At 64.3% G+C, this 26,799-nt stretch carries 26 protein-coding genes; 16 read left to right on the forward strand and 10 right to left on the reverse strand.

Going from position 1 to position 26,799, the window contains the following annotated elements; translation table 11 throughout:
• Positions 1 to 9: 9 nt before the first annotated feature.
• Positions 10 to 957 (reverse strand): VOC family protein, encoded by a 948-nt coding sequence (locus tag AC1DMA_RS01740; RefSeq protein WP_478143038.1) that lies wholly within the window; start codon positions 955 to 957, stop codon positions 10 to 12.
• An 89-nt stretch (positions 958 to 1,046) separates the two neighbouring features.
• Here AC1DMA_RS01740 and AC1DMA_RS01745 point away from each other — a divergent pair, with 89 nt between their 5' ends.
• Both AC1DMA_RS01745 and AC1DMA_RS01750 read left to right on the forward strand, forming a co-directional pair.
• The gene (locus tag AC1DMA_RS01745) at positions 1,047 to 2,006 is read left to right on the forward strand and encodes a LysR family transcriptional regulator (protein ID WP_478143039.1); all 960 of its coding nucleotides are present in this window, start codon (positions 1,047 to 1,049) and stop codon (positions 2,004 to 2,006) included.
• Positions 2,007 to 2,018: 12 nt separating this feature from the next.
• Positions 2,019 to 2,918 carry a LysR family transcriptional regulator gene (locus tag AC1DMA_RS01750; RefSeq protein ID WP_478143040.1) on the forward strand — a complete coding sequence of 300 codons (900 nt, stop codon included), beginning with the start codon at positions 2,019 to 2,021 and terminating at the stop codon, positions 2,916 to 2,918.
• Here AC1DMA_RS01750 and AC1DMA_RS01755 read toward each other — a convergent pair.
• Positions 2,915 to 4,180: an MFS transporter gene (locus AC1DMA_RS01755; RefSeq protein ID WP_478143041.1), complete on the reverse strand. Its 1,266-nt coding sequence runs from the start codon at positions 4,178 to 4,180 to the stop codon at positions 2,915 to 2,917. The genes AC1DMA_RS01750 and AC1DMA_RS01755 overlap by 4 nt on opposite strands.
• A gap of 17 nt (positions 4,181 to 4,197) precedes the next feature.
• Entirely contained in the window at positions 4,198 to 5,235 is a 1,038-nt protein-coding gene (locus AC1DMA_RS01760) for an amidohydrolase family protein (protein WP_478143042.1), read from the reverse strand.
• 128 nt (positions 5,236 to 5,363) lie between these two features.
• On the opposite strand from AC1DMA_RS01760, the gene AC1DMA_RS01765 reads away from it, so the two are divergent.
• The 4 genes from AC1DMA_RS01765 (at position 5,364) to AC1DMA_RS01780 (ending at position 9,383) form a co-directional block, all read left to right on the forward strand.
• Positions 5,364 to 6,323 carry an AraC family transcriptional regulator gene (locus AC1DMA_RS01765; protein ID WP_478143043.1) on the forward strand — a complete coding sequence of 320 codons (960 nt, stop codon included), beginning with the start codon at positions 5,364 to 5,366 and terminating at the stop codon, positions 6,321 to 6,323.
• A 94-nt stretch (positions 6,324 to 6,417) separates the two neighbouring features.
• Entirely contained in the window at positions 6,418 to 7,584 is a 1,167-nt protein-coding gene (locus tag AC1DMA_RS01770) for an alpha/beta hydrolase family protein (protein ID WP_478143044.1), read from the forward strand.
• 30 nt (positions 7,585 to 7,614) lie between these two features.
• On the forward strand, positions 7,615 to 8,745 hold the full coding sequence (locus AC1DMA_RS01775; protein ID WP_478143045.1) for an FAD-dependent oxidoreductase: 1,131 nt from the start codon (positions 7,615 to 7,617) through the stop codon (positions 8,743 to 8,745).
• 56 nt (positions 8,746 to 8,801) lie between these two features.
• Positions 8,802 to 9,383 carry a cupin domain-containing protein gene (locus AC1DMA_RS01780; RefSeq protein ID WP_478143342.1) on the forward strand — a complete coding sequence of 194 codons (582 nt, stop codon included), beginning with the start codon at positions 8,802 to 8,804 and terminating at the stop codon, positions 9,381 to 9,383.
• Positions 9,384 to 9,396: 13 nt separating this feature from the next.
• Here the strand turns inward: AC1DMA_RS01780 and AC1DMA_RS01785 are convergent, their stop codons facing one another.
• Entirely contained in the window at positions 9,397 to 10,338 is a 942-nt protein-coding gene (locus AC1DMA_RS01785) for a zinc-binding dehydrogenase (RefSeq protein WP_478143343.1), read from the reverse strand.
• 209 nt (positions 10,339 to 10,547) lie between these two features.
• On the opposite strand from AC1DMA_RS01785, the gene AC1DMA_RS01790 reads away from it, so the two are divergent.
• On the forward strand, positions 10,548 to 11,783 hold the full coding sequence (locus AC1DMA_RS01790) for an acyl-CoA dehydrogenase family protein (protein ID WP_478143046.1): 1,236 nt from the start codon (positions 10,548 to 10,550) through the stop codon (positions 11,781 to 11,783).
• Positions 11,784 to 11,814: 31 nt separating this feature from the next.
• Here AC1DMA_RS01790 and AC1DMA_RS01795 read toward each other — a convergent pair whose 3' ends face one another.
• Complete coding sequence (locus AC1DMA_RS01795; protein ID WP_478143047.1) at positions 11,815 to 13,026, reverse strand: CaiB/BaiF CoA transferase family protein; 1,212 nt, start codon at positions 13,024 to 13,026, stop codon at positions 11,815 to 11,817.
• A gap of 135 nt (positions 13,027 to 13,161) precedes the next feature.
• On the opposite strand from AC1DMA_RS01795, the gene AC1DMA_RS01800 reads away from it, so the two are divergent.
• The 4 genes from AC1DMA_RS01800 to AC1DMA_RS01815 are packed head-to-tail and all read left to right on the forward strand — an operon-like array spanning position 13,162 to position 17,330.
• Complete coding sequence (locus AC1DMA_RS01800) at positions 13,162 to 14,007, forward strand: IclR family transcriptional regulator (RefSeq protein WP_478143048.1); 846 nt, start codon at positions 13,162 to 13,164, stop codon at positions 14,005 to 14,007.
• Positions 14,008 to 14,027: 20 nt separating this feature from the next.
• Complete coding sequence (locus tag AC1DMA_RS01805; RefSeq protein WP_478143049.1) at positions 14,028 to 15,197, forward strand: acyl-CoA dehydrogenase family protein; 1,170 nt, start codon at positions 14,028 to 14,030, stop codon at positions 15,195 to 15,197.
• 34 nt (positions 15,198 to 15,231) lie between these two features.
• Positions 15,232 to 16,221 carry a Bug family tripartite tricarboxylate transporter substrate binding protein gene (locus AC1DMA_RS01810; RefSeq protein ID WP_478143050.1) on the forward strand — a complete coding sequence of 330 codons (990 nt, stop codon included), beginning with the start codon at positions 15,232 to 15,234 and terminating at the stop codon, positions 16,219 to 16,221.
• Entirely contained in the window at positions 16,218 to 17,330 is a 1,113-nt protein-coding gene (locus AC1DMA_RS01815; RefSeq protein ID WP_478123199.1) for an NAD(P)H-dependent flavin oxidoreductase, read from the forward strand. The genes AC1DMA_RS01810 and AC1DMA_RS01815 overlap by 4 nt, the downstream gene beginning before the upstream one ends.
• Before the next feature lie 198 nt (positions 17,331 to 17,528).
• Here the strand turns inward: AC1DMA_RS01815 and AC1DMA_RS01820 are convergent, their stop codons facing one another.
• Together AC1DMA_RS01820 and AC1DMA_RS01825 are read right to left on the reverse strand one after the other, a co-directional pair.
• Entirely contained in the window at positions 17,529 to 18,347 is an 819-nt protein-coding gene (locus AC1DMA_RS01820) for a tRNA-uridine aminocarboxypropyltransferase (protein ID WP_478143051.1), read from the reverse strand.
• Positions 18,348 to 18,388: 41 nt separating this feature from the next.
• Positions 18,389 to 19,303 (reverse strand): LysR family transcriptional regulator, encoded by a 915-nt coding sequence (locus AC1DMA_RS01825; RefSeq protein ID WP_478143052.1) that lies wholly within the window; start codon positions 19,301 to 19,303, stop codon positions 18,389 to 18,391.
• A gap of 83 nt (positions 19,304 to 19,386) precedes the next feature.
• On the opposite strand from AC1DMA_RS01825, the gene AC1DMA_RS01830 reads away from it, so the two are divergent.
• Together AC1DMA_RS01830 and AC1DMA_RS01835 are read left to right on the forward strand one after the other, a co-directional pair.
• Positions 19,387 to 20,400: a Bug family tripartite tricarboxylate transporter substrate binding protein gene (locus AC1DMA_RS01830; protein WP_478123196.1), complete on the forward strand. Its 1,014-nt coding sequence runs from the start codon at positions 19,387 to 19,389 to the stop codon at positions 20,398 to 20,400.
• 16 nt (positions 20,401 to 20,416) lie between these two features.
• On the forward strand, positions 20,417 to 21,625 hold the full coding sequence (locus tag AC1DMA_RS01835) for a Rieske 2Fe-2S domain-containing protein (RefSeq protein ID WP_478143053.1): 1,209 nt from the start codon (positions 20,417 to 20,419) through the stop codon (positions 21,623 to 21,625).
• A 58-nt stretch (positions 21,626 to 21,683) separates the two neighbouring features.
• Here the strand turns inward: AC1DMA_RS01835 and AC1DMA_RS01840 are convergent, their stop codons facing one another.
• Positions 21,684 to 22,229: a DUF4256 domain-containing protein gene (locus AC1DMA_RS01840; protein ID WP_478143054.1), complete on the reverse strand. Its 546-nt coding sequence runs from the start codon at positions 22,227 to 22,229 to the stop codon at positions 21,684 to 21,686.
• 291 nt (positions 22,230 to 22,520) lie between these two features.
• Between AC1DMA_RS01840 and AC1DMA_RS01845 the strand changes: the two genes are divergently transcribed.
• From AC1DMA_RS01845 to AC1DMA_RS01855, 3 genes are all read left to right on the forward strand, one after another.
• Positions 22,521 to 23,249 (forward strand): MipA/OmpV family protein, encoded by a 729-nt coding sequence (locus AC1DMA_RS01845; protein WP_478143055.1) that lies wholly within the window; start codon positions 22,521 to 22,523, stop codon positions 23,247 to 23,249.
• Between the two features lie 92 nt (positions 23,250 to 23,341).
• Complete coding sequence (locus tag AC1DMA_RS01850; RefSeq protein WP_478143056.1) at positions 23,342 to 24,340, forward strand: MerR family transcriptional regulator; 999 nt, start codon at positions 23,342 to 23,344, stop codon at positions 24,338 to 24,340.
• Positions 24,341 to 24,390: 50 nt separating this feature from the next.
• Positions 24,391 to 25,680: an MFS transporter gene (locus AC1DMA_RS01855; protein ID WP_478123191.1), complete on the forward strand. Its 1,290-nt coding sequence runs from the start codon at positions 24,391 to 24,393 to the stop codon at positions 25,678 to 25,680.
• Between the two features lie 12 nt (positions 25,681 to 25,692).
• On the opposite strand, the gene AC1DMA_RS01860 is transcribed toward AC1DMA_RS01855, so the two are convergent.
• Positions 25,693 to 26,055, reverse strand: a complete 363-nt coding sequence (locus AC1DMA_RS01860; RefSeq protein WP_478123190.1) for a hypothetical protein — start codon at positions 26,053 to 26,055, stop codon at positions 25,693 to 25,695.
• A 115-nt stretch (positions 26,056 to 26,170) separates the two neighbouring features.
• Positions 26,171 to 26,641, reverse strand: coding sequence for a VOC family protein (locus AC1DMA_RS01865; RefSeq protein WP_478123189.1), 471 nt, complete (start codon positions 26,639 to 26,641; stop codon positions 26,171 to 26,173).
• Between the last annotated feature and the right edge of the window lie 158 nt (positions 26,642 to 26,799).

Genomic DNA, 26,799 nt, shown 5'->3' on the forward strand with positions numbered 1-26,799 from the left:
TCCGATTCCTCAAGGATGCACACACGTCGTGAACCGCTCGGGCGGCGGATCGCCCCATTGGTTGACGAGGCCTTCATGAATGTCCCACTCGTTGGCGGACGCATCGGCGTTGAGGCGATCGGAATCAGCCCAGTGCTCATGAGGAATGCCGAAGGGGTCCATCCAGTAGTCGAAGACCTGGCTGCCCAGCAGGTGGCGCCCCACTCCCCATAGCTGGTCGTAGCGTCCGAGCGAGCGCAGGTAGTGGTGATCGCTCAACACAGCATCGACATCCTGCGATTCGAAGGACAAGTGCTGCAAGCCTGCGCGCGGCCCTGCGACGACGGCCACCGTGTGATGGTCTACGTAGTCGTCGCCGCAGTCGACGCGCATGAACGAGCCGACCATCGCCCTCGCTGGCCCGGCGGTGATGTTGTCCGAAGGAATGAAGCCGAGGACGCCCCGAAACCATTCCATCGTTTCCTGGAATCTGGGCGAGACGAGCACGAGGTGGGCAAGACGCCTGAGCGGCGTCGGGCCGCCCCGTCGCAGTCGATACAGTTCGCCAGCGCGACGAAGGGGGTGAGCGACGGAATTCATCTCCTGGCGCGGCACCGCCAAGGGCTCAGTCGGCGCGATGCCGAAGACAACATCGACCTCGTAGCCATTGGGCTCGACGAGGCGAACGCGCTGGCCGCCGCCAGGCGCGTCGAGGGATTCGACTCTGGACTGCATCGTTTGCGCCAGCTCCTGCAGGTCTTCCAGTGACTTGGCCTGCAGGCCCAGGCCCAGGAAGCGCGACTGGCCCTCCTCCACCACGTAGCAGTAGGAGTGCGGGTCCGACCCGCGAAGGTAGATGCGTCCCGGTCTGCGATCTGCAACGCTCAGGCCGAAGTCCACGAGAAACTGTTCCGCTATGGCCAGGTCGGGTGCCTGAACGCGGCAGTAGGCCAATTCAGATGCTTTGATTGTCGACATGCGATGTCTCCGTTTGATGGTCTGCGGGCTGGATTCTGGGTAACCCCAGTGCAAAAGAAAAACTAGACCTGTAAATTGCACCCATTGATATGGCAAATAGCTCAAAGAATCCGAAGCGCCTGGATCGGCTCGACCTCAACCATCTGGTGGTGCTCAATGCGCTGCTCGACGAGTGCAGCGTTTCGCGCGCTGCCGAGAGAGTTTTTCTGAGCCAACCCGCAGCCAGCTTCGCGTTGGCGAGATTGCGCGAATTCTTTGGTGACCCGTTGCTGGCGCGCGAGGGACGCAAGATGGTGCTGACGCCCGCGGCCAAGGCCATGGTCGCGCCCTTGCGTGATTTGCTGCGCCAGGTCGATCGAGTGATCGCCGTCAGACCGACCTTCGATCCCGCGACGGTGTCGCGCACGCTGCGCATCGAATCATCCGACTATCTGCTGACTGAACTTCTGCCGCATGTGGTTGCCGAGTGTGCCCAAGCCGCACCGCGACTCGTCTTCGAGTTCGCCCCGCTGGACATTCATTCGCGGGACCGCCTCGACAAGGGCGAACTCGACTTCGTGATTGCGCCCAGGCCATGGGTGTCGCCCAAGCACCCCACGGTCTCGATGTTTCGTGACGGCTACGCATGCGTGACCTGGCGCGGCAACCACAACATCGGCGAGAGCCTGACTCGCGCCGAGTTCTTCCAGGCGGGCCACGTAGCCACCGACTGGAGCGGCGGCCTCGAAGGCGCAGCGAAGGAGCACATGTCCGGCAAGGCCGGCGACAAGCGACGCATCGAGGTGTCGGTGGCGCACTATTCACTGCTGCCGCGATTTCTCGAGGGAACCCCGCTCATCGCGACAGTGCAGGCGAGTCTGGCGAGGCAGGTGGCCGCATCGGCGCCGCTGCGCGTTCTGCCCTGTCCGGTCAAGCTGCCGGTGGTCGAAGAGATCATTCAATGCCATCGCTTCCAGGAGCACGACCCGTTGATTGCCTGGTTCACCCAGAGACTGCAGGCCTCTGTCGCTGACGTGCCGCCCACGAAAGCGGCAGCACAAGTCCACTGAGCGACGCCTCCCATGCGATACAAGAAGCTCGACCTGAACCAGCTCATCGTGCTGGACTCGCTGCTGACCGAACGAAGCGTCAGCTCTGCATCGGAGCGCCTCAACCTGAGTCAACCCGCCACCAGCTGCGCGCTCGGCCGCCTGCGGGAGCACTTCGACGACGAACTGCTGGTGCAGGTCGGCAAGACCATGGTGCTGACGCCATTGGCCCAGAGCCTGACGCAGCCTCTGCGCGACGTGACCCTGCGCCTGCAGGCCTTCACCATCGTGCATGCGGACTTCGATGCCCAGAGCGCGCGCAGAACGCTCAGGATTGATGCCTCCGACTATGTGATCGAGGTTCTGCTGACGGAAGCCATGCGACTGTGTTGGTCGGAGGCGCCGCACATCCAGATCGAGATCGCGCGTCTTGGAACGCAATCGGTCGAGCGTCTCGAACGCGGCGATGTCGACCTGCTGGTGTGTCCTGCGTTTCGCGCAGCCCGGTCGCAACCCCTGGAGCCGTTGTTTCAGGACACGCTGTCGTGCATCGCGTGGGACCAGAACACGGAGGTCGAGACGGAGCTCACCGAAGCCCAGTATTACCAGATGGGCCACGTGGCCGCCTACCGAGGCGCACCGGACAACGGTGTGGCTGCCTTGAAGGACCGCCGCCGTTGCGAAGTCACGGTGCCGGGCTTCACGTTGATACCGCGCTTCGTGGTCGGCACGCCGCGCATCGCCCTGCTTCAAACACGGCTTGCATCGGCGGCGGCCCGATCACTGCCATTGCGCGTACTGCCCTGCCCCGTCAATCTGCCCGCGGTCGAGGTGGTGGTGCAGTGGCACAGGTATCGCGAAGAGGACCCGCTGCTGACATGGATCCGCTCATTGCTTCGACGGGTGGTCGAACAGCAGGCCGTGCGGCCCTAGGCCGGGGCGGCAGCCGTCGCCTCGCTGCCCTTCGCAGCGGCTTGCTCGTGCGGTCCGCCTGCCGCGTAGCGGTAGGCCCCCAGGCACCACACCAGCGCGGCGGCGGCCAGCAGCGCGATTTGGTAGACCACGAAGACCTGGCTGTACGACTTGTAGATCTCGTATGCGACGCCACTCAGGAATGGGCCCATACCGCCGCCGACGGAGAAGAGTGCAAACAGCAGGCCATAGATCCTCCCGAAGGCGCGCATTCCGAAGTAGCGACCGGTGAAGTAGGCCAGCATGTCCACCTCGCCACCTACGCCCAGGCCCAGCAGGAGGGCGGCGATGAAGGGTGTCGGCACCGCACCGCCGCTGGCGAGCAACGTCACGCCGAGCGCCGGGAAGGCATAGAACAGGATCGCCACACGCGAACTTTGAATGCGGTCCAGCATCCAGCCGCACATCAGGCGCCCGACGATCGCCCCGACGCCAACGAGGGACAGCGCGACGGTCGCCTTGGCAATCGGCAGGCCGCGATCGATCAGCAGCGCCGTCATGTGGCTGACGCAGCCGTTGATCGCGATGATGCCGAGCAACGACGCGGCCAGCAGGATCCAGAAGCGGCGTGTCTTCAGGGCCTGTGAAAGGCTCAGGCCTTCCAGATCCGACCTTCCCTCTGGCCGCTGCGTTGCGTCCCGCATCTCTTCGCCACGCATCACCAACGCGACCGGTATCAACGCCAAGACAGCGATCGCCGCGCCGTAGATGAGAAAACCGTTGCGCCATCCTTGGCTCTGGATCAGCGCCGCCATGATCGGCGGGACCGAGACCGTGCCAAAGCCGGCGCCGCAGATGGCGATCCCCAACGCAAGCCCCCGCTTGCTATGAAAGCGCTCGCTGAGGGCTCGTGCGAACGGCACCGGCGAGACACCCGCAGCGAGCACGCCCCAGAGGGCGAACAGGCCGAGGATGTGCGGCACCGATGCTGTCAGCGAGGAAAGGGCGGCCGCGGCGAGCGCGCTGGCCGCAATCAGCGGCAGCAGCACCTTGCGTTGCCCCCAGCGGTCCAGCGCCAACCCCAGCGGCGGACAGGCCAACGCCATTGCGATGCTGGCCACCAGGATGCCGGTGGAGAAAGTCTTGCGGGAGATGCCCAGGTCCTGTGTCACGGGCTGAAGAAACACCGCCAGGACATAGAGCATCGTTCCGGCGCCGATGTACATGGCGCAAAAAGAGGCCGCGACCAGCCACCATCTGTTGCGCAGTTCCAGTTGTCTCATTGTTTTCACCTTGAGGCTCACGCCGCTGTTTGCTCAAGACCCTGATCTTCGACCGCCCCGCCAGGTGAACCATCCCGGCCCAGCAGGCGCAGCCCATTGCCGGCGAGGATGGCGTGCCGGTCCTCGTCCGACAGACCGCCGACCTTGCCGATGATCTCCACCGGGTTCTGCGATGCCACCGGGTAGTCGCCACCCATGACGACACGATCCGCGCCGACGCGCTCGATCAGCAGTTCGAGCGTCCTGATGTCGTAGACGCAGCTGTCGTAGTGGAAGTCGCGCAGGTACTCGCTCGGCAACTTGCTCAGATTCTTCGCGGTATAGGGCTTGTCGGACACGTTGCGATCGAGCCGGCCCATGTAGTGCGGCATGTAGCCGCCCCCGTGAGCCATGACCACCTTGAGGCCGGGGTGGCGATCGATGACGCCCTCGTAGATCATCGAGCTCATCACCTTGACTTCCTCGATGGATTGGCCGATCGAGTTCCACATCGCGTAGTTCTGGAACCATGGTTCGCGCACGCCGTCGGGGTGGATGAAGGTGACGAGGCCCAGTTCCGCAACGGTCGCCCACAGGTCGGCATAGCGTTGCTCACCGAGATATGCCCCGCGATAGTTGCTCGGCAGGTTGAGGACCCTCAGGCCCATTGCGACCGAACGTTCGAGTTCGCTCAGAGCCTGGTCCATGTCGCCCAACGGCACTGCGAAAGACCCGACGAAGCGCTGCGGGTAGCGCGCCACCCAATCTGCCGCCATGTCGTTGACGAGCCGGGTCATATGCAGTTCCGCCTCGGGCTCGGCCCACGAACGGCTGGTGATCACGTCGCAGGACGATATGACGTTGACGTCGATGCCGCGCGCATCCATCTCGGCAATCTGCAATTCTGGCTCGTACAGGCAGCGGAACACCGGGTTGTCCGGCGGCACCTTCACCGCGCCAAAGCCTGTCGCGACGCTGGCATCCTTGGTCATCTCAAAGACCTCGGGATGCATGAAGTGGGTGTGGAAGTCCATGCACCGCGGACAAAAGTGGCGCAAGGTCGATGTGTGTGGCATGTCGTCTCCTTGATCAGCGTCGGCGAAGTTACCGTCCGGACACCCGTACCGGCAATGGCCGCGCCCCCCGAAAAGGTTGCAGCTCGTCCTGCGCGGTGCAGAATCCGGCCTCGCATGCGCAGCAACACATGGATCCTCTGAGCGAGCTTCTCGGCACCCTGAAGGTGAGCATGGCGATCGCGGTCCGCTTTCGCCTCACCGCGCCGTATGCGTTGTCAAAGAGCAAGGTGGATGGCATTCCTTTCCGGCTGGGTGCCCAAGGCCACTACTGGCTCAAGGTCGGATCCGGCGATTGGGTGAACGTGGGCCGGGGCGACCTGGTGCTGCTGCCGCACGGCGATGCGCATGTGCTGGCATCAGATCCCGGCGTGCCGCCGGTCGACATGGCCACCGTGCTTGCCGCGGGCAGCTCTTCGGAATGGACTTCGCGCGCCGACGGACCGCCCGGCACCGGCGAGGTCCTCTGGGGCGGCGGCGACGAGGGTGCGACGATCACGGCAGGCATCCTCGCCTCGCCGAACTTCGGACGCAGCCCGCTGCTCGCGGGGCTGCCCAACCTGATTCATGTCCGCGCCGAGCAGATGGGTCTGTTGCCCGTTCTTGCATCGGCGTACCAGTTGCTTCTGGACGAATTCATCGGTGCCGCACCAGGGTCGGGCTTCACCGTGTGCCGCATGGCCGAGATCGTTCTCGCGCAAGCCTTGCGCGCGCATCTCGAATCGATGGCTGCGGTCGGCCCCGGCTGGTTCAAGGCCATGTCCGACGGACAGATCGGGCGCGCCCTCCTTCTGATGCAGGAGTCCATCGCGAGACCATGGACCGTCGACGCTCTCGCGCGCGAAGTGGGCATGTCGCGCACGCGCTTCGCGGCCCGCTTTGCATTGCTCGTCGGCGCGACGCCGATGGACTTTCTCTTCCGCATCCGCCTGGCCTTCGCGGCGGATCGGCTGGTGCGCGGAGCCGACGTCAGAGCGGCGGCCGAATCCGCAGGCTATGCATCGGAGAAGGCCTTCTCGCGCGCCTTTCAGCGCTGGGCTGGTGTTTCGCCTGGCCGCTATCGCAGAGACAACAGCATCGGCATGCGCTGAGCGCTGCAAGGCTCAGGTCTATCAGTGCCGCAAATGAAGCGGATCGATCCAACAAATTTTACTGATGCATCGACGGCGATCAGACTTCGCCCCGATGTTCAAGTACTTCCCAACCAATTACGTCTGGAACCTCTCGGTCGACATCGCCATTGAGATGGGCGCTAAGATCGGCGAGATCGAAGAGATGTGCGCACCGCTGCAGGAGGCCGCGAAAGCCCCCGATGCAGCCGGCACCCAGGCATTTCGCGAAACCTGGTCGCGCATGGCCGACAAGCTCTGCGCGCTGGCCGATGAGGATGAGGCCCGAGGCCGGCTGATTTCCGCCGGCGAGAAATACAGCCGCGCTGCCATCTACCTGTTGACTGCCGAGCGCCTGCAAGGCCGCGACGCGCCCGGCAGGCTGGACCTCTACAAGCGCTATCTGACCCTCTTCATGCGCGGCATCGAGCTGACGGGCGAAGATTGCCGCAGGGTCGAGATTCCCTACAGGCAATCACACATCGCGGCGCTCTTCGTGCCCGCGCAAGGCGTGCCAGGCAAGGCGCCGGTGCTCGTTCAACTCAACGGGCTGGATTCGACAAAAGAGATGCTGCTACACGTGGGCTTGCCGCGCGAACTGGCACGCCGTGGCGTCTCGTCGCTCTTGGTTGATCAACCTGGTACGGGTGAGGCGCTGCGTTTGCAGGGCATGCCCGCAGTCTTCGACTGCGAGACCTGGGCGAGGCGCGTGGTCGATTGGCTCGAAGCCCGCGACGACGTCGACCCGCGGCGCATCGGCTGCCAGGGTGTGTCGCTGGGCGGCTACTACTGCCCCCGCGCCGTGGCCTACGAGCCGCGCTTCGCATGCGGTGTCGTGTGGGGCGCCAATCACGACTGGCGTGACGTACAGCGGCGGCGCATCGCCCGTGAGGGCAACTTGCCGGTCCCGCACTACTGGGACCACGTTCACTGGGTATGGGGCGCGGCCGATCAGGAGGAGTTCCTGCGCATTGCCGAGAACGTCCACCTGGATGGCGTGGTCGAACGTATCAAGGTGCCCTTTCTCGTCACGCACGGCGAGAAGGATTCGCAGATTCCGCTGCACTGGGCGCAGCGCACCTACGACCAGCTGATCAACAGTCCCAGGCGAGAGCTGAAGGTGTTCACCGACCGGGAAGGCGGCGTCCAGCACTCCAGCGTCGACAACCCATCGAACGCGGGCGCGTACATCGCGGACTGGGTTGCAGAAACCCTCGGCGGCCGGACAGCACTGCGCGGCTGAAACAAATTCATATTAATAGGAGACAGTGCAATGAGCGTTCGAAATGAAAAAGTGCTCATCGTCGGCGGCGGCTTCTCTGGCATGGCTGCGGCGATCGAACTGTGCAAACTGGGCTTGCGCGTAGACCTCGTTGAGATCGATTCGGGTTGGCGCTCGTACGGCGCAGGCATCAGCATCACAGGGCCGACCTTGCGCGTCTTTCGCACGCTGGGCATTCTCGACCGATTCCTCGAAGAGGGTTTCGCTGGTGACGGGGCCGAGGTTTACTCGTCAATCGGCGAATTGCTGGCCACGGTTCCGACGCCACGCGTCGCCGGTCCCGAGGTGCCCGGCAATGGCGCGATCATGCGTCCGGTGCTGGCCAGGATCTTGGCAGAGGCAACCCGCGCCAGCGGCACGACGGTACGCCTGGGATGCAGCTTCACATCGATCACAGAGGACGCGAACGGTGTGCACGTCGGCTTCACCGATGGCACGAGCGACACGTACGACCTGGTCGTGGGGGCCGACGGACTCTATTCCAAGGTGCGAAAAACACTGTTCCCGCATGCACCGGCACCACGCTACACGGGGCAGGCCGTATGGCGAGCCGTGGTGCCGTGCCCGCCTGATGTGAGGTGCACGCGCATGTGGATGAGTCCGCGCGTCAAGGCCGGAGTCAACCCGGTCTCCAAGGACCAGATGTACATGTTCGTGACCGAGGACCGTCCGCGCAACGATCCGATCGATCCCGCCCATTTCCTCGAGATGTTCAAGTTCTTGCTGACAGCGTTCAGCGCGCCGCAGGTTGTTGCCATCCGGGAGCAGGTCAACGAACAATCGCAGATCGTCTATCGCCCGCTCGAAGCGCTGTTGCTGCCGCTCCCGTGGCACCGCGGGCGCGTGCAGCTGATCGGCGATGCAGTGCACGCGACCACGCCGCATCTGGCCTCCGGCGCGTGCATGGGGCTGGAGGACGCCGTGGTGCTCGCTGAAGAACTGCGTGCACCGGGCTCGATCATCGATGCGCTGGGCCGATTCGAACGACGCAGGTGGAATCGCTGCCGCATGGTGGTGGAGAACTCATGCCGACTGGGCGAGATCGAGATCAGCAACGGCGACAGGCAGGAGCACACCCGCATCATGTTGGAGTCGCAAATGGCTCTGGCTCAGCCCATCTAGGAGACAGAAATGCAAATGCAGACTCAAGCCGCGCAATCGAACATGTATGGAGTGACATCGTGACCGTGCCCTCCCTTCCAGCAGTCCACCGCGTCGTCACCGGCCATGACGCCGAAGGTCGAGCGGTCGTCTCTTCCAACGGGCCACTGCCCACGGTTCTGGAGTTGGCCACGGTGCCCGGTGCCATCTTCCACGAGGTGTGGAGCACCACCGGCTCGCCGGCGCCGGTAGGCAACGGTCCCGACCCGACGATCGGGCCGCTCTCTCTCCAGCCGCCGCCACAGGGCACGCGAATTCGCTTCCTGGACTTTCCGCCGGAGACCGACGAGTCGCTGGCGCAGGCCAGAGCCCGGATGAAACAGGTGTTTGCCGAGATCGGCGATGCCGAGGCTTCCACGGGTAAGGTCGACTCGCCGCACCCGATGATGCACCGTACCGAATCGGTCGACTATGGCGTCGTCATGGAGGGCGAAATGACCTTGGTACTAGATGACTCGGAAGTTGCGCTGAAGCCCGGTAGCGTTGTCGTCCAGCGAGGGACCAACCACGCATGGGCAAACCGATCCGGCAAGCCCTGCCGGATGCTGTTCGTCCTCATCAATGGGCAATACGACGCTGCGGTTGCGGCGACTCTTTAAGCAATAGCTATAGCTACCGCGCTTCGAAGCAAACCAGGGTCCTGCCCGAAATCTTTCCGTCAAGCTGCAGGCTCGCGTTCTCGACGACCTGCTCGAGGCCGATCTCGCGCACGTGCGGCGCGAGGGCCGAGAAGTTCGGCTTCCATGTCGCCCCCAGGCGCTCCCAAAGCCGCTCTCGCACTTCCCAACTCGCGTTTGCGACCACGCCGAAGAGACTGATGCCGCGCATGATGAAGGGCAGCACGCTTCCTTCGAAGGCGTTGCCGCCCGCGTTGCCCACCGAAGCCACGCATCCGCCCTCGCGAGTGCTGCGAAGCAACCACGCCAATGCGCTTGCACCCACGTTGTCGATGCTGGCGGCGAACCTTGGCTTCTCGAGCGCGCGGGTGGATGCCGCGGCTTCGGCGGCGTCGACGATTTCGCTCGCACCGAGCGTCAGGAGCGATTCGGACTGCTCGGGCCTGCGCGTCACGGCGGCGACGCGATAGCCAGCTGCCGACAGGATTCCCATTGCGAGCGTACCGACCGCTCCGCTGGCGCCGGTCACTGCAATTGTTGAACCCTGGGCGCGCACGCCGTGCCGCTCGAACGCATCAAGTGCCATCGCGACCGTGAAGCCCGGCACCCCCAGCACAGCGCATTCGTATGGGCTCAACCCCGCAGGCAGCGCCATCGCATGAGCCGCGGGCACCCGCACGTATTCGGAGTACCCACCGTCGAACGCTATGCCGGTGCGAAAGCCATGCACCAGCACCGTCTGCCCGGGTTTGAACGAACAGTTCGCACCAGCGGCGACCGAGATGACATCGCCCACCAGTTCGATGCCGCAGACGCGTGGATAGCTTTCGACGATCTTTGCGCGGCCGAGCAGCGACAGCGAATCCTTGTAGTTGATGCCGCATAGCGCGTTCGCACGACCAACTCGCCCGCTGAAAGCTCGTCGAGGGCAATCGATTCAAGGCGCGTTTGCGTGCCGCCGCCCTCCTGATGCGTGCGAAGGCATTGAAACCGCGTGGGGATGCTGGTGGGTGCGTTCATGTCGCTCATCAGATCACGGCACCAGCGTTTGCCAATGCGGTGTTTCGCGTATCGAAACGCTGTCTCGACGGCATCTCGCGCGCACGCGAAGATGGGTGACTACATCACCATCTGCGGAGACAAGCAGTGACCACCCTCCCCCGACTTTTTTCCGATCATCGACTGGAGGCTCTGGAAGCCGATGAACGCGCGTTGATTGAACGGCTGCGAGTGCTGTGCCGCGAGCAACTGGGCCCCCAGGCCGCCGATGTCGCGCGCGAGGACGTCTTTGCCTGGAACACCTTCCGCACGCTCGCACGTGAAGGCATCATCGCAACGGCTTTCCCGCGCGAATACGGCGGCAGCGATGCGCGTCAGGTGGCACGTGTGTGCATCATCGAAGAGCTGAGCCGCGTGTGCAGCACGTCGGCGTCGATGATCACGGGCACCGACCTCTCCGCCCGGGCAGTGGTCGCGGGCGCTTCAGAGCCTATCAAGCGCGAGCTGCTTCCGGCCCTTTGCCGGGGCGAGATCCAGACGGCGTTCGCACTGACCGAGCCCTCTGCCGGCTCCGACGTCCGCGCCCTCGCGAGCACGGCGCGGCGCGACGGCGACTCCTACGTGCTCAACGGCACGAAGAAGTTCATCACGCGCGCCGGCACCGCGGACTGGCTGATGGTGATTGCGCGCCTGATCGACGACGCCGATCCTGCAGGCGGGAAGTTCGTCGGCCTGCTGGTCCCCAAGGGCGCAGCGGGCCTGACGGTGAGTGCCGATGCAGGCAAGCTCGGCTGGTTCGGCGTGCCCATCGCATCACTGGAGTTCAACGACGTGCGTGTGCCCGCGACGCATCGGCTCGGCGAAGAAGGCGAAGGCTTCTCGCTCGCGCAAGACGCGTTGCTGCGCGCGCGCATCGGCCACGCGTCGATGGCGCTGGGTCGTGCGATCGGTGCGGTGGAGATTGCAGCGACCTACACCGCGGATCGCAGCGCCTTCGACAAGCCGCTGAACGCGCATCAGGGCGTGCAGTGGATGCTCGCAGACATGGCGACGCAGATCGAAGCCTCTCGCGCGCTCGTGTGGATCGCGGCGCAGAAGTACGACCGCGGCGACAGCGATACGGCGACCTTCGCATCGATGGCCAAGCTGCACGCGACGGACCTGTGCATGAAAGTGGTCACCGACGCGCTCCAGCTGACCGGCGGACGCGGCTATCTGAAGGACTTTCCGCTGGAGCGCTTCTTTCGCGACGCCAAGCTCAACCAGATCGGCGAGGGTGCGAGCGAGGTTCACAAGACCGTGATCGGCCGCGACATCGCGCGGCGCGTGGCGCGGTCCGAGCGCAACCCGTGCCTGCGCGATGGGCCGCTCACGGACTACTGATCGCGCTGACTCCGCTCCCCGGCTCGGATCATCAGATCACGCCCTCGGCCTTGAGGGTGTCGATCTCGCTCGCAGACAGGCCGAACTGCGAATACACCTCTGCGTTGTGCTCGCCGACATCAGGCCCGGTTCGCGGGACCGGCATTTCGCGCCCGGTGATTCGCGGCACGATGCATGGCGCCGGAACGCTTCCGTAGTGCGGATCAGCCAGTCGCACGATGGCCTTTCGCGCGATGAATTGCGGATCGCGCTCGATGTCTTCGATCGAGTAGACCTTGCTGAACGGAATGCCGGCGGCCTCGAGCGTGCTTTCGATGACCGCGTAGGGACGCACCGCGAACCAGTCCGACAGCATGCGGTCGAGCTCGCGCAGATGCACGACGCGCTGGATGTTGGTGGCAAAGCGCTCGTCGCTGGCCCACTCGGGCCGGTCGACGGCCACCGCGAGCCGCGCGAAGATCGCGTCGGACGATGCAACCAGCGAGAAGAAGAAGCGATCCGCGCTCACGTACATATTGCTCGGCGCGGTATAGGTCGCGCAATTTCCCGCGGGCGCACGCACGAGGCCCAGTTGCTCGTGTTCGACGGCGAGCGGATCGAGCAAACGAAACAGAGCCTCCGTCGCTGACAGATCCACTTCAACGCCCTTCGCGTCCGGGTCGCCTCGCAGGCGTGCAATCTCGGACGCGATGGAGAACGCGGCAAAGAGCCCTGCGACCGCATCACCGACCGGGAAATTCATGTGCTGCGGCGAACCGCCCGCCTCGCCCGTGAGATTGGTGAAGCCGCTCATCGCTTCGAACACGCGTGCGAAGCCGGGACGAGCGCGGTAGGGGCCGGTCTGCCCGAAGCCGGTCAGGCGAACGATGACGAGCCGCGGATTGATCGCCCACAGCGTCTTGGCGTCCAGGCCCCATCGGTCCATCGTGCCGGTGCGGAAGTTCTCCACCAGCACGTCGAACTCGGAAAGCATTTGCAAGAGCAGGTCGCGCCCGCGCGGCTTGCGCACGTCGAGCGAGATGCCGCGCTTGCCCCGGTTCGCGACCTTCCACCACAGCGGCACCCCTTCCTTCACGGGTTGCAGCGAACGCAGAGGGTCACTGCCATCTGGCAATTCCAGCTTGACCACCGTTGCGCCGTGATCGGCGCACAGCGTCGCGCCGAAGGGCGCCGCAAGCACGGTGGCCATGTCGAGGATGCGAACGCCCGACAAGGCGCCCGAGTGGGGGTTGGATGCAGTCAATGGATGGCCTCGAATGAGTGGGACGGCAGATCAGGAAGTCCGGCTTTCCCCGTTTTTGCCAGAGCGCGTTTTGCACTACAACGGTCGTTTCGCACAGCGAAACAGCTTCACCAGCCCACTCCGTTCGAGTCCATCATGACTTCCAACCAACGCCCCGCCACTGCCCGCATGTTCACCGCCCCGCTCCCTGGTCTCGTCAACCCGCACGACCTCAGCGCCGATCGCCAATTCTCGATGAACCTGGCGCGCGGCATGGAGGTGCTGCGCGCGTTCACGCTGGCCGAGCCGATGCTGGGCAACCGCGAGATTTCCGACCGCACGGGATTGCCCAAGCCGACCGTCTCGCGGCTGACGTACACGCTCACGCTGCTCGGTTACCTGAGCCGCGTCGAAGGCCTGCAGAAGTACCGCTTGGGCTCGGGAGTGCTGTCGCTCGGCTATCCGCTTCTGGCCAACACGCGTGTGCGCCAGATCGCGCGGCCTTTCATGGAGCAAGTGGCGCGCGAGACCGGTTGCACGGTCAACCTCGGGATGCGTGACCGCACGAGCGTGGTCTATATCGACACCTGCCGGGTCGACGCCGGCAATGTCTATCAGCCGGACATCGGCAGCACGCGGCCGCTGCTGTCGACAGCGATCGGACGCGCGCTCATCCTCGCCAGCCCGCCTGAAGAGCGCAAGGCGATCCTGAACCGCTTGAGGGTCGAGGACCCGGAGCAATTTGCACGGGACAAGCCGGTGTGGGAGGCCGACCAGAAGGCTTTCATGCAGCGCGGCTACTGCTATTCGCGCGGTGACTGGCGCAAGGAAGTGCATGCGGTAGGCGTGCCCATTCGCCTGGGCGCGCGCGAAGAGATCGTTGCGGTCAATTGCACCTTTGCCAGCTATCGCCTGGACAAACCCACGCTCGAAAAGCAAGTCGCACCGCGCCTGCTCGACGCCGTGCGCCTGATTGAAACCGCCTGCGGTACGCCGCGGTGAACCCAAGGAGAAACAACCCGATGATCCGCAATCCAGAAAGCTTCGCAAGGCTGGTCGCCGAGGTCCGCCAGTTCGTGCGCACCGAATGCATGCCGCTCGAAGCGCAGGTCGACCAGACCGATGAGATCCCGCCGGCGATCGTCGAGCGCATGCGCAGCCTGGGCCTGTTCGGCCACAGCATTCCCGAGGCGTACGGCGGCTCCGGCCTCACGTCGGAAGAGCTGTCGCTCGTGAACATCGAGGTGTCCCAATGCGCGACCACCTTCCGCGCCCGCTTCGGCGGTAACACCGGCATCGCCTCGGAATCATTGGTTGTCGACGGCACCGAATCGCAGAAGAAGACGTGGCTGCCTCGCCTCGCGAGTGGCGAAGTCACCGGTTGCTTCGCACTGACCGAGCCTGATGCCGGCTCCGACGCCACCGCGTTGATGACGACCGCGGTGCTCGATGGCGACGACTACGTGATCAACGGTCGCAAGTGCTTCATCACGAATGCGCCGATCGCCGATCTGTTCACCGTGTTCGCGCGCACCGATGCCAGCGCCAAGGGAGCGGCAGGCATCAGCGCCTTTCTCATTCCGCGCGGCACACCGGGCCTCAGCACACCACCGGCCTATCGCAAGATGGGTCAGCACGGCTCGCCAGTGGGCGAAGTGGTGCTGCAAGACTGCCGCGTTCCGGTTTCGGCGATTGTCGGCGGGCAGCCGGGCCGGGGCTTTCGCACGGCGATGAAGGCGTTGAACAAGCAACGCATCAATCTGGCGGGCTTGTGCGTGGGGCCGGCGGTTCGTCTGGTCGACGAGATGGTCGATCGCGCCACGTCGCGGCGCCAGTTCGGCCAGGCCATTGCCGAGTTCCAGCTCGTGCAGCAAATGATCGCCGAGAGCAACGTCGAGGTGCATGCCGCGCGAGCGCTGGTGCTGGAGACAGCGCGCAAGCGCGATGCCGGCGAGGACGTGACGATGGAAGCGTCGATGTGCAAGCTCTTCGCTTCCGAGATGTGCGGCCGCGTGGCCGACCGTGCGGTGCAGGTCTTCGGCGGAGGTGGCTACGTGGCGGACAACGTCGCAGAGCGCTTCTACCGCGACGTGCGGCTGTTTCGCCTGTACGAGGGCACGAGCCAGATCCATCTCGTCAACATCGCCAAGCGCACGGTCGCGTTGGCGCAGGCGCGCAAGGCCGCTGAATAGCAGGCCGTTCAATTCAAAAACCGGAGACAAGCCAATGACCCGTCGTTCAACTCGCCGCGCTTTCAGCGCCCTGTGCATCACAGCGCTGAGCCTGGCAGCCGCGCCCGCCTTTGCGCAGGGCGATGCCTTTCCGTCCAAGCAGATCAAGATCATCGTCCCTTTCTCGGCGGGCGGCGTGGTGGATTCGATTGCCCGCATCGTTGGCGAGAAGCTGAGCGTGAAGTACGGCAAACCCGTCATCGTCGAGAACAAGACTGGCGCGGGCGGCTCGATCGGAACCGACTTCGTGGCCAAGTCCGCGCCTGACGGCTACACGCTGCTGGCCGTGAGCCCCGGCCATGCCGTGGCGCCAAGCCTCATCAAGGGCGTGACATGGAACCCGGTGAAGGACTTCCGTGCCATCGAAGGCTTCGGGATCATCTCGAACGTCTTCGTGGTGCCGCCAAATGTGCCCGTCAAGAACATGCCCGAACTCATCGCGCTCGCAAAGAGCAGCAGCGAGCCCCTGACCTATGCGACCGCCGGCGTCGGCACTTCCAACCATCTGTCGGGCGAACTGCTTTCGCAGATGGCGGGCGTGAAGCTCACGCACGTGCCCTATCGCGGCCAGCCCGATGCTTTGAACGACCTGCTCGGCGGGCGCGTGACGATGATGCCGCTGACGGCCGCATTGGCGTCGCCCTACATCAAGAGCGGCAAGCTCAAGGCGCTGGCGGTCACCACCGCCAAGCGCTCGGCTGCCTTGCCAGATGTGCCGACGGTGGCGGAATCGCTCAAGCTGCCGGACTATGCGGTGGGCACATGGTTCGGCTTCGTGGCGCCGGCCAAGACGCCGGATGCGGTGATCCAGAAGCTGTCGGCCGACGTGGCCGAGGTGCTTGCGATGCCGGACACCAAGTCCAAGCTCGAGATGCTGGGCCTCGAACTCGCTCCGCAAAGCCCGAAGGAGTTCGACGCCTTCATCGCGGCCGAGGCCGACCGATGGAGCAAGGTCATCAAGCAAGCGGGGATCGAGCCGCAATGACCGTGACCGTCGCCACCCCCTCGCCCCTCAGGCCGCCCATCTGCGCCAGGCTGGGCATCACGCACCCGATCTTCGGCTTCTCGCATTCGGTCGATGTGGCGGTGGAGATCGCCAAGGCCGGCGGATTTCCGGTGCTGGGCCTGGCACGCGAGATGCCGCACGAGATCCCGCACATCCTCCAAGAGGTCGATGCACGCATGCAGGGCCGTCCTTACGGGGTGGATCTGATGCTGCCTTCGCAGGTGCCGCAGAGCGGCAGCATCGATGATGTGCGCGATGCGTTGCCACAGGAGCACGTCGAATTCGTCGAACGCTTGCGTGATCGGTTCGAGGTGCAGCCGCCGGTCAAGCCCAGTTTCTTCACCACGCAGGTGCGCTCGGAGTCGCTTTTCGAGCAGCAGATCGAGCAGGTGCTGGCTTCCAACGCACTGGGCGTTGCCACAGCCATCGGCCTGCGTCCGGAACTCATCGCCCGCGCGAAGGCGGCGGGCAAGGTGACCTTCTCGCTCATCGGCTCGGTCCGGCATGCGCAGAAGGCGTTGGCGATGGGCGTGGATGTGCTCGTGGCACAGGGCTATGACGCCGGTGGCCACACCGGAACCGTGGGCACCTTCTCACTGGTGCCGCAGATCGTTGCTGTCGCCGGAGATACGCCGGTGCTCGCGGCGGGCGGCATCGGCAATGGCGACCAGATCGTTGCGGCCATTGCGATGGGCGCGCAGGGCGGCTGGCTGGGCACCCTGTGGATGGCCGCCGCCGAAAACCACACGCCGCCCGCGTTGCTGCGCCGACTGATCGACAGCAGCAGCGAAGACACCGTGATCACGCGCGCCCACAGCGGCAAGCCATGTCGCGTCGTGCGCAGCGATTGGATCGACGCGTGGTCTGCCTCCGATAGTCCCGAGCCCTTGCCGATGCCCTTGCAGCAGGCGCTCACGGGCGATGTGTTCGCATCGATCCACGAGCACGATGACGCACGGCTTATCTATGAAGCGGCCGGACAGAGCATCTTCGCGATCCGGCGCGAGACACGGGTGGCAGACCAGATGGCGGCCCTTGAAAACGAGATGCGCAACGCCTGGCAGCGTCTTTTGAAGATGTGCAGGTGATCGTCCGCATCTACATAGGCCTCCATCGGAGGCCCTGTAGATCACTGTATGACAGGGCCGCCATATGGGTCACGGCCACCTCGATCAACTGTGCGTCAGTCCAATAGCGTCGTTGCTTGACGCACGCTCCTCCCGCCTGAAAGGCAAGAACCGTCGCCAGAACGCACAGAGGGATGGCAATGAACAGGACTTTGATTTTCATCCTGAGAGCTTTTCGCGAAAGTCCGCAGTTGGCCCGCATTCTGAACTGGCGATGGCAGCAGAACGCCTCGGAATTGACAGGAGGGACAACGCGTGCAATCGCTGATGGGCAACGCCATCCCACACGACGGGCTGTTGGCTTTTCGCGTGCAGATAGTGGTGGGTAAACACCGCCAGGTAGGCTTCCAGCGTTTGGTCGGCAACGCGTTCGCCCGCGAGATTCATGCACAAGGCGGCGACTTCGCTGGTGCAGAAATGGTCCGTGCGCCCGGAGTTGCGCAGCTTGTATTGCGATGTCCGGTCGGGCTCCAGGCTGAGCACCGGCAGTCGGTCCAAGTAGGGGCTTCTTCGGAACATCTTGCGCGCCTCGGACCAGGTCCCATCCAGAAGGATGAAGAGCGGGCGCTTCTGCGCGGCCGCAGTCGGCAGGCTTTCGGGCGGTTGAACGGTGCGCACCACCCGCTCCGGCGCTGCGTACTGGCCCGGGAACACTACGTAGGGCTGCCATTGCGAGTCACCCAACAAGGCCAGGAGGTCCGGGTCGGCTTCGGTGCGAGACCAACCGAAGGCGAAGGTATCGGCCACCACATCGGCGACCAACCAGCCCGTGTTGGTGGGTTTGAGTGGTTCGATGTCCGCCATGAGCAAACACACCCCTGCGCGCGTGTTCAACGAAGGGCGCAAGGTACACATGCAATGGCTGGGCACCAGCCGGCAGTCCATGCAGCGCTCTCGCTTGAAACCACCACGAGCGAGAAAGGGTTTGGCGCTGCGTGCGAGGCGGGCAGAGCGCAGGTGGGAGACTGCATGGGACATGCGGAGATTCTCGGGCATGCGCCCCAAACTCATCAGGTCCGCTAGTGCTCCATGCGACCAAGCCGAACCATGGTCTCGCGCAGCCAGCGCACGGCTCCATCCGCGTCCGATCGTGCATTCCAGCAAACGTACAAGCGGTAGCTGGGCAACTCGAAAGGCAAGGGCAACGCGTCCAGCAGCTCTGCGTATCGACTAGCCACGCGCTGCGGGAAGACCGCGATTGCATCGGTGCTCGCCACAAGGTCCGACATCTGGCTGAAGGTTGTGACGGCGGCCTGCAGATGGCGGACCAGACCGCGGCGCGCAAGGATCTGATCGATGGTGTCGTCGAGCATCGAACGGCTCTGCCCCAGCACTACGTGCGGCATGGCGCAAAAGCCTTCGAGATCCATTCCGTTTGCATATCGAGGATGGCCACGGCGCGCGACCGCCAAGTACGTATCCTCATACAGCAGCACCGATTCCACACCTGCCGCCGGCGCCATACGGGGTAGTAGGCCAAGATCGATATCGCCCTTGCGCAGCTTTTCAGGCAACTGACTGTAGTCCGCCAGTTCCCATGCCAGGCGGATGTGCGACCCGCAGGCCGTGAGTTCCCGGCACAACAGCGGCAGCATCGCGCGGCTGCTGTGATCGCTGCCCGAGACGCGCAGGATCCGGTCAGATGTCGCCGGGTCGAATGCGCGGTCCATGTTCAACAGGCCCTGCAGATTGTTCAATACGGCTTCGACGCGCGGCGCAAGGGCGAGCGCGAACGGCGTGGGCGCTATGCCATGGGGCGTGCGCGTGAAGAGCGGATCGCCGAAGGCCTCGCGCAGTCGCTTGAGGGAAGCGCTGACCGCCGGCTGGCTCAGGAACAAGCGAGAGGCGGCTCGCGAAACGCTTCGCTCGCGTAGCAGCGCATCGAAGGCTCGAAGCATCGCGAGGTCGATGCCGCGAATATCAGCACGATCCATATCAGTTATCCAAACGTTCGAATTGATCGCTCCAGGCAGCACGCCTATCGTATGCGTACTCACAAGATGAAGGAGACCACACCATGACCGCTCGCCGTCCCCTTGGCGGTATCCAGGCGCGCAGGCGCGCCTGGGTGACCGGCCTGATCGCACTCACTCTGGCCGCTGCGGCGCCGCTCGCCTCGGCACAGACCGGCGCCGCCTTTCCGACCAAGGTGATTCGCATCGTGCCCTTCGGCACGGCGGGCGGGCCGATCGACGTGATCGCGCGCGTTTACGCCGAGAAGCTGCAGCAGCGCTGGGGCCAGAGCGTGATCGTGGAAGCCAAGCCGGGCGCGAGCGGGATCCTCGCGTCCGACGCCGTGGCGAAGGCATCGCCCGACGGCTACACCGTGCTGTTTACTCTGCCGCTGACCCACATCAACAACGCGATCCTGCAGCCCAAGCTCCCCTATGACCCGGTGAAGGACTTTGAGCCGATCTCGCAGCTCGCCACCGGCGGGCCGATGCTGGTGGCGCGCGCGGACGCGCCCTACTCCAACCTCAAGGAATTCGTCGCTTATGCCAAACAACACCCAGGCCTGACCTATGGCACCTGGGGCAACGGTTCGCAGGCGCACCTGATGGGCGAACTGCTCAAGCGCCAAAGTGGCATTGCGCTGACCCACGTGGCCTACAAGGCCGAGGCGGCCGCGCACAACGACATGATCGGCGGCGTGCTGGACTTCGCGTGGGCCAATCCGTCCACCGCACGCGCGCAGTCACAGGCTGGGCGCATGAAGGTGCTGGGCATTGCGGGAAGCCGCCGCGTTTCGACCATGGCCAACGTGCCCACCTTCGCCGAGCAGGGCTTCGCTGGTTTCGATCTGGACAGCTGGATCGGCGTCTATGCGCCCGCCAAGACGCCGTCTGCCGTCATCGAGCAGTGGACGCAGGCGCTTCGCGAGATCACTCGCATCCCCGAAGTACAGCAGAAGCTGATCGCATTCGGATTCGAGCCGCTCGGTAACACGCCGGCGGAATTCAGAGCCAGCTATCAGGCCGACTTTCCGCGGGTCGCCGAGCTGATCAAGGCCGCAGGCGTGACCGCCGATTGAAGCACCAGGAACACCGATGAACTCCACGACCGCCGAAAAAGTGATCCCGATTGCCGTCGATACGGGCACTGCATATGGACGCAAGCCCGGGACCCACAACCCGACACTGACCGAGGTGGGCCCAGGCACGCCGATGGGCGAACTGCTGCGTCGCTACTGGCACCCGATCGGGCTGACAGGCGATGCCAGCGACACACCGCGCAAGGTCCGGGTGCTCGGTGAAGACCTGATCCTCTTTCGGGACAAGAGCGGGCGGCCCGGCCTGGTGCATCCGAACTGCGCCCATCGCGGCGCGTCGCTCTATTACGGCCGGGTCGAAGAGCGCGGCATCCGCTGCTGCTACCACGGCTGGTTGTTCGATGCGGAGGGTCACTGCCTGGAGCAGCCTTGCGAGCCTGAACTCGGGCGCGCCCGCGGCCGCATTCGGCAACCCTGGTACCCGGTGCAGGAGCTCTACGGCCTCGTCTGGACCTACATGGGGCCGCCGGAAAAGAAGCCGACGCTGCCGCGCTACGACGCGCTAGAGCGCTTGGACGAAGGCGAGATCATCGAAACCAACGATGCGAGCATCGGCGGCGGCGGACCGCAAGTCATCCCTTGCAATTGGCTGCAGCACTACGAGAACCTGGTTGACCCCTTTCACGTGGTGGTGCTGCATTCGAGCTTCAGCGGCACCCAGTTCGTCGAGCAGATGGCTCAGATGCCCGAGGTCAGTTGGGACACCTTCGAACTCGGGGTGCGCACAACCTCTGTTCGGCGCCTGGCGGATGGCAAGGTGTTCCGACGCATCAGCCAAGCGGCCATGCCGACGTTGCGCGTCATTCCTAGCCCTCGCGTCGGACGCTACGGCCGGGTGGAGTCGTTGGGGTGGATCCTGCCGATCGACGATCGCAGCTTCCGCATCTTCGTGGTCGGCCGCGTGAGCGAAAAGGGCGAGCTCACTCGCATGCGATCGCGCATGAACGGCAAGCTCTGGGAAGAGCTCACCGAAGAAGAGCACCAGCGTATGCCGGGTGACTACGAGGCGATGGTGAGCCAGGGCGCGATCACGCGGCACTCGGAGGAGCATCTGGCGACGTCCGACCGCGGCATCGCGATGCTGCGTCGCTACCTGAAGGCGCAACTGGCGCTTCTTGAAGCAGGCGAAGACCCAGCCGGAGTGAGCTTCGACCCGGACGCGGAGCCGGTGGTCTTTGACGCCGGCAACTACCTGGAGGATCGATGAGGCTGCTGCTGGACCGTTGATCGTCGTGTACGCTGCGGGTCGACTGCGGCGTTCAGGCTCAGACCCTCACTGAGCCTCTGAACCCTCGCGCGGCATAGTAAGACTCGGCCCCGTTGTGATAAACGAAGACCTTGCCGTAACGTCTGTCGCAGAACAGAGCGCCACCGAGTTTTCTGACGTCAGACGGTGTTGCCACCCAACTGGACGTCTTCAAGTCGAACTCCCCGAACTGCTGAAGTTCGCGATATTGCGCCTCCGTCAATAGCGAGACGCCCATAGCCGCAGCCATGTCGATGGCGTTGTTCTGCGGCTTGTTCTGTTTCCGGGAATTCAAGGCTTGTGCGTCGTAGCACAAGCTCCTGCGCCCCCGCGGACTTTCGGCGGCGCAATCGCAAAAAAGGTATGCGCCGCTATCGTCCGCTGTCCCGATGACATCGGGTTCGCCTCCCGTCCTCTCCATCTCATGAAGCGACCTCAGCTTGTCGGGGCTGCTTTGCAAACGGCCATGGACGTCGGCCCAGTCGACTCCAACGTGTCTACGCATGTTCTGCCTGAACCGCAACTTCAGTGCGTCGATGAAGACCTCGGGTTGCTCTGCTTTCATTTCGCTTGCTTCCGTTCCTTCACGTCGGTGCCCATACAGTCTCGTGGATGCCACGGCCGGATTGAGGGAGCAGACCCTAGGTCAAACACTAGGCGCAGTCAATCTGGTCAATTGTTGGCGAACTAAGGGATGGCCCTGCAAAAATGAGCCCTGCCCTTTGGCACTCCCCCATCTCTTCGCTTTCCTTAAGGTCCAATGATGCACAGTCGCGGAAGTAGCGGTCGAATCTTTCTCATGGGGGCGATCCTCGCCAGCGCACTCTCATCGCAAGATGTGCTGGCCCAGGCCCGAATGGACCAGACGGCCGGCGATGATGCCTGGCGCTTCTCCGCTGGTCTCGGAGTCTTCAGTCGACCCAAGTATCCCGGCAGCGGCGATGCCCAGCTCGTGGCCTTGCCACTCGTCACTGCCAACTATGGTCGCTATTTCATCGGCGGCACCCCGGGGGCCGGCTTTCCATTTGGAGTGGGCTTCAATCTCATTCAGAACGAATCCTGGCGTTTCGGTGTGGCGTTGGGCGGAGAACTGACCAAGCCTCGCAAGGCTTCCGATGCGCCGATCCTTCAGGGTTGGGGCGACATTCCCGAGGCGGCACTGGGCAGCGTATTCGCTGCATACACCCACGATTGGCTGACTGTCCGGGGCTTCCTCGTGTCCGACATTTCGGGCAAGGACCAAGGGACTCGAATCGCGATTGACGTCGAAGGGAAGTACCCCGTCAATGAAAGATTCGCTCTGTCCGCTGGGCCCGGCGTCACCTGGGCCAACGGCAGATACACCCAGACCTTCTTCGGAATCAATGCCGAACAAAGTGTGATTGCCGGAGTTCCCCAGTATTCGGCGGGAAGCGGAGTCAATACGGTCCGCTTTTCCGTCGGCGCCCAGTACCAGTTGAATGCCCAATGGGGCCTCGGCGCAAGCGTGGTCGCGGCCTGGCTCCAGGGGGATGCCAAACGCAGTCCGATCACGGAGGACAAGATCCAAACCACTTACGGCGTCTTCGCTTCATACCGGTTTTGACGGCTCGTGAAGCGGATGCCGTCGAGCTGCCTGAACTGCTGAAGTTCGCGGTTGCCCGCCGTGACAGGAACCCGCAACGCCACAATCCCTCCATGCGCATCAAAGTCGGCGACCTCGCCCGCTCCACCAGTCTTACCGTCCGCACCCTCCACCATTACGACGAGATCGGACTGCTCAAGCCCTCCGCCCGATCCGACTCCGGTTACCGTCTCTACTCCGAAGCCGATGTCGTCCGCCTGCACGCCATCCAGGCGCTGCGGCACCTGGGTTTGGCCCTCGCCGAGATCGGCCCTCTCCTCGATGGCAGCGAAGCTGCTCCGCAGCGCGTCATCGAGCAGCAGATGCACGCGCTGGACCACCAGATCCGCCAAGCCACCGAACTGCGCGAGCGGCTGGCGCTGATGCACGACATGCTGCGCAAAGGGGGCAACCCCAGCATGCAAGACTGGGTGCAGACGCTTTCGATGATGACCACCTTCGGCCGCTACTTCGAAGCGGGCGAGCTGAAGCAGATCCTCGGCGCCTATGCCGGCGTCGAGCTGGATTGGCTGCAGCTGCAGGTTGAGGTACGGCGCTACATGGACACGGGCGGCGGCATCGACACGTGGGAGTGCCAGGTGCTCACCCGCCGCTGGACGATGCTGATGGTGCGCTGGATGGGCGGCAACTACGCGCTGATGAACCGTTGGGGCGCCATGTTCCGTCAGGAGTCGAAGGTGCGCGGGCAAGGCGGGGCGCCGCCGACGGACATGATGGAGTTCATGGAGTCGGCCATCCAGCTGCGCGTGCGGTTGATGCAGGAGCACTGCGGCGACGTGGAATTCCGCCTGCCGCCCATGCCGGACACCGAGGCGCGGACGATCGATGCCGAGGGCCAGGCTTTGCTCCGGGCGGGCGAGCCGCGCGATGGCGCGAAGGCGCGGGCGCTGCGCAAGCGCTGGGCGGCGTTGCTGCACGAGACGTGCGGTGGCAACGCCGCGCTGTTCACCATGCTCGCCACCCTGCACCTTGGGCACCCCCTGCTGCTCGCCGGCCTGCCGCTCGGGCGCGAAGTGCGCGAATTCCTGTCGCCCGTCGATGAAGGTGCTTGACCCTCACGTAGCGTGAGCCCGCACAGTCGGCCCCGTTACAGAGGACCGACATGACGACGAAGACAGACCCGGCCGCGCGCGCGGCCCTTTTCCAGGACCGAAACTTCCGCTGGCTGATAACCGGCAGTGCCATCTCGCTGCTGGGCGACCAATTCACCCTGCTCGCGCTGCCTTGGCTGGTGCTGCGCCTGACCGGCGACACCGTGGCGCTGGGTACCGTGCTGGCGCTGGTGGGCATTCCGCGCGCCGTATTCATCCTGGTGGGCGGCGCGGTGGTCGACCGCTTCTCGCCGCAGCGCGTGTTGATGCTCACCAAGCACGTCAACTTCGTGCTGCTGGCGCTGCTGGCGCTGGGCGTGTGGCGAGGCGCGCTGACGCTGCCAGCAATCTACGCGTTGTCGCTGGCGCTGGGCATCAGCAGTGCCTTCAGCATTCCATCCGGGACGTCGATCCTGCCGCACGCTTTGCCTCCCGCGCAACTGGGTGCCGCCAACGGCGTGATGATGGGCGTGCGCCAGCTGAGCATGTTCGTCGGGCCACTCGCGGCGGGCGTGCTGATCGCGGTGTTCGGCGGCGGCTCGGGTGGCGTGCAGGACGCAGGTGGAGTCGCGGCGGCTCTCGCGCTCGACGCCGTCAGCTTCGCCCTCTCCGCCTGGACACTCGCCCAGGTGAAGATGCGCGCCCTTCCGACGGACCCCGCGCGGCACGCGCCGATCTGGGCCTCCATGGTCAGCGGCATGCGGCACGTCTGGGACGATGCGCAGCTGCGCACCCTCTATCTCTATTGGGCTGCGGTCGCATTGCTGGTCCTGGGTCCGTTGCAAATCGCGCTGCCGGTGCTGGCGGAAAGCCGGCCCGCGCTGGGCGCTTCGGCCCTCGGGGTGATGCTTGGGGGCCACGGCGCAGGCGCCTTGCTCGGCATGGTGATGTCTGGACTGCGGCCGGGACTGCGCATCGGCACTCTGGGTACCAGCGTGCTGCTGGCCGACATTGCCATCGGGCTGCTGTTCGTGCCCATGGGCGGCATCACCGCCGCTTGGCAGGGCGCCTTGCTGATGATGCTGGTGGGTGTGCTCGGCGGCTTCATGCAGGTGGCGGTATTCACCTGGGTGCAGAAGCGCGTGCCGCCCGCCATGCTGGGCCGCTCGATGAGCCTGTTCATGTTCATCTTCATGGGGCTCGTGCCCGTGGCTTCGGCGGCTGCAGGGTGGCTGTTGCGGGTGGTGTCGTTGCCGCAGTTGTTCGCGGGCTCGGGGTTGCTGTTGGTGGTGGCCGCGGTGCTGGCTTGGGTGGGGACGCCGATCCGTGCGGTCGATGAGGCGGTGGTGGCTCCCCAATAACGAGTGGCAGTCCTACCTCCAGCCCGGCGGGATCAGCGAAAGCGCGTCCGGGTCGGAAAGCGCGTACTGCCGCACGTAGGGCTCACGGTCGAAAAGCTTGGCGTGAACTGTCGGATCGATCCTGGGCTTGCGCAAGTCCTGCTTGCCGAGGAACGCTTTGACGCTGTCCATCGAGTCCCACAACGCCAGGATGACCACCTCGACCGTTCCATCCGCCTGATCGCGAAACAGCGCCGTCGACCGCAGGTTGCCAGGGCTCTCGATCAATTCCTTGAGCGTGTTTGCTTCGAGGAACTCGCGACATTCATCGCGCAGTGACGACAGGATCCAGAAGCCGTAGGTGCGCAGGATGGTTTCAGTATTGCGCTTGGTCATGTTGACTTTGAAGTGGGTGTGGTGATCCTATCGGCAACGATCGGTGAAACCGCCTCACAGGCAGCCTTGTCTCTCCACAATTGCGGTCGAGCGCGAAATACCACACCTTTTGCTGTCAGTCGAGCCGCGCCCGCGTTGTGAGTCCGCTCGCCTTGTCCCATTGTTCAGGCGTCAGCTTTTGAACGGTCACGCCGAAAGTCCAGATATGGCCCTCGGGGTCTTTCGCGCGATAGGTCCGATCGCCGTAAAACTGAGTTGCAGGCTCCTGCAAGATGATGGCGCCGGCCCCCCGTGCACGCGCGCAGTGCGCGTCGAGATCCTCGCCTTGCGCGAGTTGCACATGGACAGACTGGGTATTCTTGCCGCCGATGGCGCGAGGACTCTTGTGGTCGTCGCTCCATTGGCTACCAATCATGACGACCGAATTGCCGAATGACATTTCAGAATGAACAAGATTGCCGTCGCCATCAAGAATCACGAAAAGCGGCTCAAACCCGAATGCGGTTTCGAGCCAGCGGTAAGCAGCCTTTGGATCTTGATAGGTCACTGCGCTTGAAAGCCCTTTGGGGCGGTAGACATCACTCATTCGGATTCTCCTTTTTCCATGTTTCGATCGGGACTTCCAGGCTATCAATTTTGGGCCGGCTACAGCCAGTCGCGACCGCCGGAGCATGCTAAACCTTCATGGCTCTGCTGACCGCTCTCCCGTTCTCAAGAGCACGATTTCTTGGCCGAAGGGAGCGC

The organism is Variovorax sp. 05N34 (genome assembly GCF_056397405.1).